The organism is Azoarcus sp. Soil_N_20 (assembly GCF_057656155.1).
Genome location: NZ_JBDGKX010000034.1, coordinates 1 through 10,603, shown reverse-complemented (window position 1 = coordinate 10,603; position 10,603 = coordinate 1). Strand labels below are relative to the sequence as shown.

The 10,603-nt window shown below is 66.8% G+C and carries 9 protein-coding genes and 2 pseudogenes; all 11 read right to left on the bottom strand.

Going from position 1 to position 10,603, the window contains the following annotated elements:
* A pseudogene (locus tag AC3A35_RS27610) lies at positions 1 to 78 on the bottom strand (electron transfer flavoprotein subunit beta/FixA family protein); the annotation flags it as partial.
* Between the two features lie 24 nt (positions 79 to 102).
* On the bottom strand, positions 103 to 594 hold the full coding sequence (locus AC3A35_RS27605; protein ID WP_487439761.1) for a MaoC family dehydratase: 492 nt from the start codon (positions 592 to 594) through the stop codon (positions 103 to 105).
* 10 nt (positions 595 to 604) lie between these two features.
* Positions 605 to 2,392 carry an acyl-CoA dehydrogenase gene (locus AC3A35_RS27600; protein WP_487439760.1) on the bottom strand — a complete coding sequence of 596 codons (1,788 nt, stop codon included), beginning with the start codon at positions 2,390 to 2,392 and terminating at the stop codon, positions 605 to 607.
* A gap of 79 nt (positions 2,393 to 2,471) precedes the next feature.
* Positions 2,472 to 2,891: an acyl-CoA thioesterase gene (locus tag AC3A35_RS27595; RefSeq protein ID WP_487439759.1), complete on the bottom strand. Its 420-nt coding sequence runs from the start codon at positions 2,889 to 2,891 to the stop codon at positions 2,472 to 2,474.
* Positions 2,892 to 3,007: 116 nt separating this feature from the next.
* Positions 3,008 to 4,303 (bottom strand): porin, encoded by a 1,296-nt coding sequence (locus tag AC3A35_RS27590; RefSeq protein ID WP_487439758.1) that lies wholly within the window; start codon positions 4,301 to 4,303, stop codon positions 3,008 to 3,010.
* Positions 4,304 to 4,549: 246 nt separating this feature from the next.
* Entirely contained in the window at positions 4,550 to 5,317 is a 768-nt protein-coding gene (locus AC3A35_RS27585) for a 3-hydroxyacyl-CoA dehydrogenase (protein ID WP_487439757.1), read from the bottom strand.
* An 18-nt stretch (positions 5,318 to 5,335) separates the two neighbouring features.
* The gene (locus AC3A35_RS27580; RefSeq protein WP_487439756.1) at positions 5,336 to 6,592 is read right to left on the bottom strand and encodes a thiolase family protein; all 1,257 of its coding nucleotides are present in this window, start codon (positions 6,590 to 6,592) and stop codon (positions 5,336 to 5,338) included.
* The gene (locus AC3A35_RS27575) at positions 6,589 to 7,359 is read right to left on the bottom strand and encodes a crotonase/enoyl-CoA hydratase family protein (RefSeq protein WP_487439755.1); all 771 of its coding nucleotides are present in this window, start codon (positions 7,357 to 7,359) and stop codon (positions 6,589 to 6,591) included. Before AC3A35_RS27575 ends, AC3A35_RS27580 begins: the two co-directional genes overlap by 4 nt.
* A 19-nt stretch (positions 7,360 to 7,378) precedes the next feature.
* On the bottom strand, positions 7,379 to 9,244 hold the full coding sequence (locus tag AC3A35_RS27570) for a feruloyl-CoA synthase (RefSeq protein ID WP_487439754.1): 1,866 nt from the start codon (positions 9,242 to 9,244) through the stop codon (positions 7,379 to 7,381).
* A 26-nt stretch (positions 9,245 to 9,270) separates the two neighbouring features.
* A complete protein-coding gene (locus AC3A35_RS27565; protein ID WP_487439753.1) occupies positions 9,271 to 10,413 on the bottom strand; it encodes an ABC transporter substrate-binding protein in 1,143 nt (380 codons plus the stop codon).
* Between the two features lie 106 nt (positions 10,414 to 10,519).
* Positions 10,520 to 10,603: pseudogene (locus AC3A35_RS27560) on the bottom strand (ABC transporter ATP-binding protein); the annotation flags it as partial.

Below are 10,603 nucleotides of genomic sequence, written 5' to 3'. Positions count from 1 at the left end.
CACCCCGCTGCCGTCCGCCTTCACGCGGACCTTCACGTTGTAGTCAACCACGCGTTTGACCGGGACCAGTATCTTCATTTTCCGTCTCCTTCCTTGCTCTCATCATTCGGCGGCCGGCGGCGCAGCCAGGTAACGCACGATCAGCCCGAATCCCGCCACCGGCTTTTCCATGCCCTCGCCCTCCACCGTCACCGCCCAGTCCGCCTGCCCGCCCTCGGGGCGCGGCGTCCAGCGTTCCAGCGTGATCCGCGCCCGTACCCGGGTGCCGGCCAGCGCCGGGGCGACGAAGCGCACCCGGTCCACGCCGTAGATCATCGCCATGGCGGCGCCTTGCACCTTCACCACCTCGAGCATCGACGCCGCGGCGGCCGAGATCACCAGGAAGCCGTGGGCGATGGTGGTACCGAAAGGCGACTCGGCCCGCGCCCGCGCGGGGTCGACGTGGATCCACTGGCGATCGCCAGTGGCGGCGGCGAAGCCGTCGATGGAGGCCTGATCCAGCGTCAGCCAGGCGCCGACCGCGACTTCGCTGCCGGTCGAAGCCGCGAGTTGCTCGAAGCCGTCGAACACCGCAACCCGCACGCCCTCATCCATCGGGCTGCCCTCAGAACGCCGCTTCGTCGAAGCGCGTCAGCGCTCCGCCGGCGGCGCACACGGTCGCCGCATGGGCCGCGGCCTGCGGGCCGACGGTGGCCATGTAGAAGCGGGCGAGCTCGACCAGGCTGGCGTGGTACTGCGCATCGCCCTCGCCCGCCGCGATCCGGCGCCGGGCAGCCCGGGCGGCACGCGCCAGCTGCCAGCTGCCGCACACCGTGCCGAGCAGATGGAGGAAGGGCACCGCGCCGGCCAGCACTTCGTCGAGCCGGTCCTTGCCGTTGGCAAGAATCCACTCGAGCGCCGTCTCCAGGCTCCCCACCTGCGCGGCCAAGTCCAGGCCCAGGCTCGCCAACTCGCTGTCCTCCGCAAGGGGTACCGCCGTGGCGCGGATCTCGGCGACCAGTTCGCGCAGCGTGGCCCCGCCCTCGCGCAGGATCTTGCGCCCGATCAGGTCGTTGGCCTGGATGCCGGTGGTGCCTTCGTAGATGGTGATGATGCGGGCATCGCGGAAGAACTGGGCAATGCCGGTCTCCTCGACGAAACCCATGCCGCCGAAAACCTGGATCGCCTCGTCGCACACGTCGTTGCCGACCTCGGTGCACCAGCCCTTGGCCACCGGCATCAGCAGGTCGACGTAGCGCCGGTACTTGTCGGCCACCGCCTCGTCCGGGCTGTGGTGGGCGAAGTCGAACCAGCCGGCGGCGGTGTACAGCAGCGCGCGCATCGCCATCACCCGCGCCCGCATGCCCAGCAGCATGCGCTTGACGTCGGGGTGGTGAATGATGGGTTTGCCGGCCTCGCCGGTCACCGCGTCGCGGCCCTGCACCCGGTCGCGGGCATAGCCGAGAGCGAGCTGGTAGGCGCGCTCGGCCAGCCCGGCGCCCTGCACGCCGACGCCGAAGCGGGCCTCGTTCATCATGATGAACATGGTCTCGAGCCCGCGGTTGGGCGCGCCCACCATATAACCCACTGCGCCGCCCTGGTCACCGTAGGACAGGGTGCAGGTCGGGCTGCCGTGGATGCCCATCTTGTGCTCGATCGAGATGCAGCGCACATCGTTCCGCTCGCCCGGGCTGCCGTCGGCCTCGACCAGGTACTTGGGCACGATGAACAGCGACAGGCCCTTCACCCCCGCCGGCGCATCGGGCAGACGGGCGAGCACCAGATGCACGATGTTGGGCGTGAGTTCGTGTTCGCCGTAGGAGATGAAGATCTTCTGGCCGAACAGCTTGTAGCTGCCGTCGGCCTGCGGTTCGGCACGGCTGCGGGTGGCGGCGAGGTCGGAGCCGGCCTGCGGCTCGGTGAGGTTCATCGTGCTCGCCCATTCGCCGCTCACCACCTTGTGCAGCCAGGTCTGTTTCTGCTCCTCGCTGGCGGCGATCAGCAGCGCCTCGGCCTGGCCGACGTTGAGCTGCGGCAGCATGGTGAAGGCCATGTTGGTCGAGAACCACATCTCCCACACCGGCGTCGACACCGCCTTGGGCAGGCCCTGGCCGCCGAACTCGGTCGGTAGCGACAGGCCGAGCCAGCCCGCATCGCGAAACTGGTCGTAGGCCTCCTGCCAGCCGTCGGGGGCGATCACGCGGCCGTCTTCCAGGCGGCAGCCCTGCTCGTCGCCCTGGCGGTTGATCGGCGCGAGCACGCCGGCGGCGAATTTGCCCGCTTCTTCGAGGATGGCGGCGACCAGGTCGGGCGAGGCGTCCTCGCAACCGGGCAGGCTGCCGATGGCCTCGAGGCCGGCGAGTTCATTGAGGATGAACTGCATGTCCCGCAGTGGGGCGTTGTAGTCGAACATGGTGGGGTCTCTCCTTGTCCCGATTCTTCGCTATGCGCGGGGTTGTGTTCCCCCCTTGAAGGGGAGGGAGTACCCAGCCTTACTCGCAGGCCGCGCGGATGTCTTCCGGAATCGGCACCGCCCTGATGCGCAGCGGGTTCTCCGGATCCTGCATCGCAAACACACGCACCTCGCGGCCCTCGCACAGCACGGTATCGCCGCGGCGCGCGACATGACGCATGACGAAGCTCTTGCCGCGCCACTCCTCGACCGAGGACTCGATCTCGATGTCCTCGCCGTAGGTCGCGGAGTTCATGAACTTGCCGTGCACATCGACCAGCGGCGTGCCGATGATGCCGCGCTGCGCCTTGGTGTCGCGCCAGCTTGGCACTCCGCAGGCGGTGAAGAACTCGCGGCTGGCGGTGTCGAACCACTTGAAATAGTTGGCGAAGAAGACGATCTCGGCCGGGTCGCAATCGCTGAAGGCGATGCGCAGGCGGTAGGTGTTGCGTCTAGGCATGATGCTTCATTCCTGTGCGGCGATTGGTCGGTCGGACCGCCTCGCGGCGGTCCGTGGTGCCTACGGCATTGCAAGGTCCATCCCGCGAGCCAAGGCCTGCGGGATGGTCGTCTTCGTCAGAACGTATAACGCAGGCCGGCCATGGTGGCGGTCTGGGATGCGCCCGGCCGGGGCGAGATGCCGGGGCCGACGGAAACCTGGTAGCTCGCGTTGTCGCTGTTGGAGATATGACCCACCTGCAGATAGGTCGTCAAGCTTGCATCCAGCTTGTAGAGTCCGCGCAGCACCAGCAGGGTCGCATCGCGGTCCTGGTCGTCGTTGGTGACCCGGTGCACGCCCCCGTCGAGCGAGAACTTGGGCGTAAGGGGATAGGAGGCGGTCACGTAGTAGATATCCGATTCCACGTCACTCGCGGCGTCGACCTTACGACCCAGCCAGCCCGCGCCGACCTTGCCCTGACCCAGCTTCATATAGCCACCGAGGGCGATCCGACGGTCGGTATCGCTGGAGCTGCTGAAGGCAATCGGCGCCGCGCCGTTAAAGAAGAAGGCGGTTGCACCGGTGCCACCGCGCTGCACGTCGATCGCCGCTGCGACGCCGAAGTTCTCGGCATCGTATTTCGCCATCGCAGACCAGCCGCGGCAAGCCTGCGTATCGCCCACGTCTTCACCCGCGCATGTACCGGAAGCCGGCGCCCCGCCCTTGGTGTCGCGGCCGGTGCTGTAGGTCATCCCGGTCGAGAACGCGCCGAAGCTCTTGCGCCACGCGATCGAGTTGTCATAGCGGGCATTGGGCAGGTAGGAGTCGAGCGAGCCCATGGCATAGATGTTCGGCCCGAGCAGGTCGGAAGCACCGATACCGAAGAGCAGCATCGAGTACTGCCGGCCGATCGTGAAGCTGCCATACGGCGTGTCGACACCCGCAAAGAGTTGGCGGCCGAAGATGCGGCCGGCCTGCCCCAGGCTGCCGTCATCCAGGTTGAAGCCGATCTCGGCCGTGCCGATGGCCTTGTAACCGGGAGCGAACTCCTTCGCGGCGCGCAGGCCGATGCGCGAGGCGATGGTGCCGGTGATGCTCGGCACGCGCGTGAGGCTCTTGCTGTCGGTGCCACTCGCGACGTTGGTGATGTGCTCGATGCCGCCGTCGAGCACACCGTAGATGGTGACCGCCGGCGTGCTCGGAACCGCCTGGGCGACTGCCGGCTGCGCGGGCGGAGTCTTCGCCGCGGCGGCCTTCTGCGCTTCACGCTCGTTGAGCAGCGTCTGCAGCAGAACACGCTGCTCGGCCAGTTCGCGCTTGAGCGCCTCGATTTCGGTTTCAGCCAATGCGGGATACGCAGCCCCCATGCCGATGGCCGCCGCAATGGCCAAAGACAGGGTTCGCTTTCGTCCTGCCAGCAACTTTTTTCTCATTTTGTAACTCCTCCTTGATTCCGGCCCGGCGCCGGACGACCTGGCCCCAAAGGGCCGCTCCGAACCCGAGAGTCCCGCCAGTCGGCAGGTTTCGCGTTCTTTGGGTGCGCACGCTCCCCTCGCCTGCGGAAAACCGGCGATACGGCCACGGGGGCATGCTTGCGTGGGGGGTCAGGCGTGCCGGGACGCGGCACGCCTATGGCCTATGTTGTCATTCGGTTTCGTCCATCGGAGCGGACGTCGCCGTCATCGCGGAGCCAGACGGATGGCACCGTCCAGGCGGATGGTTTCGCCGTTGAGCATGACGTTGTCGACAATGCTGCAGACCAGTTTGGCAAACTCGGCCGGCTGCCCCAGTCGCGGCGGAAAGGGGACCGACTCGCCGAGCGACTTCTGCACCTCGGTCGGGAGCGTATGCATCATCGGGGTCAGGAACAGGCCCGGCGCGATGGTGACCACGCGGATGCCGCTGCGCGCGAGTTCGCGTGCGATCGGCAGGGTCATGGCCACGATGCCGCCCTTCGACGCCGAGTACGCGGCCTGGCCGATCTGGCCGTCGTAGGCCGCGACCGAGGCGGTGTTGACGATCACCCCGCGCTCGCCGTCGGCCTGGGGCTCGCCTTTCGCCATCGCCTCGGAGGCGAGGCGGATCATGTTGAAGGTGCCCACGAGGTTGATCTGGATGGTGCGGGCGAAGCTGTCGAGGGCCATCGGCCCTTCCTTGCCCAGCACCTTGCCGACGGTGCCGATGCCGGCGCAATTGACCAACCCGTGCAGGCCGGCGAAGCGCGACAGCGCCAGCTCGACCACCGCCTTCGCGTCGGCTTCGTCGGCAACGTTGGTACGGTTGAACGCGGCGCGCGCACCGAGCTCGCTCACGAGCTTGTCGCCCAGTTCCGCGTTGAGGTCGGCGATCACCACTTTGGCGCCCGCGGCATGCAGCGCGCGGACGGTGGCCTCACCGAGGCCCGAAGCGCCGCCGGTGACGATGAAGGTGTTGTCGTCGAATTTCATCTTGTTTCCCCTACCCGTTCAGCTCGCGTTCTCGACCACGATCGCCACGCCCTGCCCGCCGCCGGCGCAGGCCGACGACACCCCGTACTGCAGGCCGGACTCCTTCAGTTCGCGCGCCACCGTGGTGGTCAGGCGCACACCCGAGGCCCCCAGCGGATGGCCGATCGCGATCGCGCCGCCATGCACGTTGGCCTTGTCGCGGTCGAGGCCGAGTTCCTTCTCGCAGGCGAGGAACTGGGCGCCGAAGGCTTCGTTGATCTCGATCCGGCCGAGCTCGCCGACGGTGATGCCGGCCTTTTTCGCCGCGGCGCGGATCGCCGGGGCCGGGCCGATGCCCATGATCTCGGGCGGCACCGCGACCGCGGCACCGGCGACGATGCGCGCCAGCGGTTTGATCCCGTTGGCCCGCACCCAGTCGCCGTGGGCGACGATCACTGCGGCCGCGCCATCGACGATGGCCGAGCTGTTGCCGCCGGTCTGCACGCCGCCGAAGGCGGGCTTGAGTTTCTGCAGGGTTTCGAACGCGGTCACGCGCACGTGGCCGTCGCGCTCGCAGCGCTCGGCACGGTCGGCCAGCTTCAGGCCGCGCGGGTTATACCCCTCCAGCTCCCACTTGCTGTTGAGCACGGTGGCGACTTCGTCGGCGAAGTAACCGGCGTCCCAGGCCGCGGCGGCACGAGCGAAACTCTGCTCGGCGAAGCGGTCGACCTCCTCGCGGCTGATCGAGTACATCCGCGCCAGGTTCTCCGCGGTGTCGCCCATGCTCGCGCCCGGTGCGGTGTCCTTGGTCGCTTCCCACAGGAAGTCCTTGAACTCGACCTGGCCCATGCGAAAACCCGCGCGATGGGTGTAGGCCGCGACCGGGTTGCGCGACATCGACTCGGTGCCCACCGCCAGCATGACCGTGGCCTTGCCCAGCTTGATCTGGTCGGCGGCGGTCAGGATGGCCTCGAAACCGGTGCCGCACAGGCGCTGCACCAGCACCGCCGGCACGTTCGGGTTGATGCCCGAATAGAGGCCGATGTGGCGCGGCAGAAAGTAGGCGTCGAAACTGGCCTGGGCCATGTTGCCGGCGATGATGCCGCCGATTTCGGTGGCCGGAATGCCGCTCTTGTCGAACAACGCACGCGTTGCGTAGATGCCGAGATCGGTCGGCGACACGTCGCGCAGCACGCCGTTGTAGTCGACGAAAGGCGTGCGCTGGCCGGCAACCAGCCAGATGTCGTCGTAGGCGGACGTCAGTGCGGACGCTTCGGAAGCTTCGAAGTGGTTCATTTTTGCGGTCCCTTGCCTTTGCGTTGGAGGAAGTGGCCGATGCGCTCGGCGACCTCGGGGCTGGTCTGGGTCAGTGCGGCGGTCAGCGACTCGACGAAGAAGCCGTCGTCGGTGGCCATGTTGTCGATGCGCGAGATCGCGGAGACCATCGCCCAGTTGGCCATCGGTGCGTTCTCGGCAATGCGCCGTGCCAGTTGCTGGGCCTTGGCCAGGGCTTCGCCGGGGCCGACCAGGTAGTGCGCGAGGCCCAGGCGCAGGCCTTCGTCGGCGTCGAGGATGCGCCCGGTCAGCATCATTTCGCACATGCGGCCGGGGCCGATGATCTTGGCCACCCGTACCGAGGCACCGCCGCCGACGAAGATGCCGTGGCGGCCTTCGGGAAGTTGATAGATCGTGTTCGGTTCGGACACCCGCACATGGGTCGCGGTGGCCAGTTCCAGCCCACCACCGATCACCGCGCCCTGCATCGCGGCGATCACCGGGATGCCGCCGTTCTGGATGCGGTCGAAGATGCGGTGCCAGCCGCGCGAGTGCTGCATCACCCCGAAGGGTTCGCGGTGCTGGTGCTCGGCGAGGTCGAGCCCGGCGCAGAAGTGCTCGCCCTCGCCCGCCAGCACGATCGCCCGCGTGCCTTCCGGAGTGGCGATCAGCGCCGCTTCGAGCGCTGCCAGCAGGCGGTCGCTGACCGCGTTGCGCTTTTCCGGGCGCGCCAGGGTGATGGTGTAGATGCCGTCGTCGACCGAGGCCTTGACCAGTTGTTCGCTCATGCTTGCTTTCCTTGATGGATCAGAGGGCGGAGTGGACCGTGATCACGGTCTTGTCCACCACGTCTGCATGCAGGTACTCGACCAGGTCGGCACGGCGGGTGAGCACCATGCGCTGATTGATGTAGCCCTTGTCGGTAATCTCGCCCGCCTCGACCGATGGCGGTTCGGCCATCAGCAGCGCGCGCGACGGGAAGGTCGAGGAGCCGCCGCCGATCTGCTTCATCAGCGCCATGCCCCGGCGCACGCGCTGGCGCACCGCCGGGTTCATCAGCAGGTCGATCAGCGGCGCATCCGGTGGCAGGTCCGGGCACAGGGTGCGGCACTCGGGGATGTTGGGGAACACCAGGAAGCCGATCTCGTCGCGGTCGTGGCCGGTGACCACGATGTCCTGCGCCACCGGTTTCATCGCATCGATGCCGGCCACCCGCAGCGACCCGACGTGCACCCAGGTGCCGGTCAGCAGCTTGAAGTCCTCGCCGACGCGGCCGTCGAACACCAGCCCCTTTTCAGGGTGCTGCTCATCGACGAACTCGACCGCGTCGCCGATCAGGTAATAGCCCTCTTCGTCGAACGACTTGGCGGTGATGTCGGGCTGCTTCCAGTAGCCGGGGAACACGTTCGGTCCCTTTACCCGCACTTCCAGCTTGTCCGCCGACGGCACCAGCTTGAGCGTGGTGCCCGGGATGGGCACGCCGATCACACCCGGGCGCTCGGCCTCGAAATGGCAGTCGGTGCACATCGGTGCGGTCTCGGTCGAGCCCCACGACGACACCATGGTCACCTTGGTGCCGGTGGTCTTCTCCGACAGGTCCTCGAGCGCTTCCCACAGGTGGTGCGGCAGGGCGGCGCCGGCATAGAAGATCAGGTTGAGTCGGCTGAAGAATTTCTCGCGCAGCTGCTTGTCCTCGCGCAGCAGCGGCACCAGCATGTCGTAGGCGCGGGGTACGTTGAAATAGACGGTGGGCGCGATCTCCTTCAGATTGCGCACGGTCTTGTCGAGGCCGGCCGGGGTCGGCTTGCCGTCGTCGATCCAGATCGTGCCGCCCCAGCGCAGGATCATGTTGAGGTTGTGGTTGCTGCCGAAGGTGTGGCTCCACGGCAGCCACTCGACCAGCACCGGGCGGTTCTCGGCGAGGAAGGGCCAGACGATGCCCTTGGCGAGCTGATTCGAGCACAGCATGCGATGGGTGTTGACCACCGCCTTGGGCACGCCGACCGAACCCGAGGTAAACAGGAACTTGGCGATGGTGTCGGGGGTGATCGTCGCGAACGCGGCCATCACCGCGGCTTCGTCGGGAGCCACCTCGATCTCGGCGAAGGGGATCGCTCCAGAAATCGGCTGACTGTTGCCGCCGGCCACTACAACCCCGTCGTGCAGGTCGCCGATCGCCGCCAGCGCCGGGGCGAACTTCTCCACCGGGTCGGCATAGATCACGCCGGGGCGCAGCAGTTCGATATTGCCCTTGAGCTTGGCATGGTCCTTGGACATCAGCGAATTGCCCGGCGAGATCGAACTCACCGGCACGCCGATGTGCATCGCCGCCAGCATCAGCAGCGCGTGTTCGATCGAGTTGTCGGACAGGATCACAACCGGCCGTTCGGCCGACAGCTTCTGCCCGAGCAGCCAGGTCGCGATTCCGATCACCCGCCGGCGGGTCTCGCCCCAGGTGATCTTGCGCCATTCGTCGGCGGCATCGCGCTCGGCGAGGAACAGCGTGTCGGGCGTGTCCTTCGCCCACTGCTCCAGCCATTCGCCCAGACAACGGGCATAGGACTCGGGAAGAGGAATCCCGGAGCGCAGGATGCGCGTTCCATCTTCCCGCGTTTCCACATTGACGACCGGCTTGGCGAACATCCGGCCGGTGTCGCGAATCACTGTATCCATGGGACTCCTCACTCCTTCGTCTGCTCTTAGTTGTCGCTCATCAGCTTGTAGGCACCGTTCTCGACCTTGACCAGCACGCGGGCGCGCTTGTCGTGGCCGAAGTGGTCCGTCGGGCTCATGTTGAACACGCCGTGCAGACCCACCACGTTCTTGCTGCCTTCGATCGCGTCACGCAGCGCGGCGCGGAACTCGGCCGTGCCCGGCTTGGCCTTGGTCAAGGCAGTCGGAACGGCAGCCGCGATCAGTGCGTAGGCATCCCACAGGTGGGCGCCCTGGGGACCGAGCGAACCCGCGCCGTATTTGCCTTCGTAGGCAGTCACGTATTCCTTGATCGACGCCTTCAGCGGGTGGTCGGCTGACAACTGGTCACCGACGATGATCGGGCCGCTGACGAAGATGCCGCCTTCGAGCGCCTTGCCACCGACACGCAGCACGTCACGACCGATTGCCCCGTGGGTCTGGTAGATGCGACCCTTGAATCCGCGCTCGACCAGGGTCGAATGCGGCAGCGCCGACGGCGTGCCCGAGGCGACGATCAGCACTGCATCCGGCTTGGCGGAGACGATCTTCACCGACTGGCCCAGGACCGAGGTGTCGGCGCGGTTGAATTTCTCGGTGATCGAGATCGCGATGCCCTTGGCTTCGGCCGCTTTCTTCATCTCGCCCATGAAGCTCTCGCCGTACGGGTCGGCAAAACCGATCATGCCGATCGACTTGACGCCATTGGCCACCATGTCGTCGGCAATCGCACCGGCCATGATCGAATTGTTCTGCGGCATGCTGAACACCCAGTGCCCTTTCTCGGGGGGCAAATTGACCGGCGCCAGCGCCATCAGCGGGGTCTTGGATTCGACCATGACCTCGGTCACGGCCAGCGAGTTGGAAACGGTCGAGGAGCCGATGACCACGTCCGCCTTGTATTCATCGACCAGCTTCTTGGCGTTCTTCGAGGCCTGGGTCGGATCGGTGGCGTCGTCGAGCAGGATGTAGTTCACCTTCTCGCCGGCGATGGTCGTCGGCAGCAGGGTCAGGGTGTTCTTCTGCGGTGCGCCGAGCGCCGAAGCCGGACCGGTGGCCGACACGGTGATGCCCACGGTGATGTCGGCCAGGGCCGGCACCGAGAACAGGGATGCCACCGCAGCGGCCAGAACGAGTTTCTTGATCATCATGTTTCCTCCTGTGTAGATGTAACCGGACTTTCGATCCGGGCTGTTTCACACCATTCCATCCGGCGGCATCGGCAGGGGCCGTGCCGCTCTTGTTTTGTAGTTTCGGTTACGTTGCCAGCATCGCCTGATGCTTTCCCCCCAGGCCGAGATAGGCCTCGATCACCCGCGGGTCGTCCTTGAGCTTCTCGGC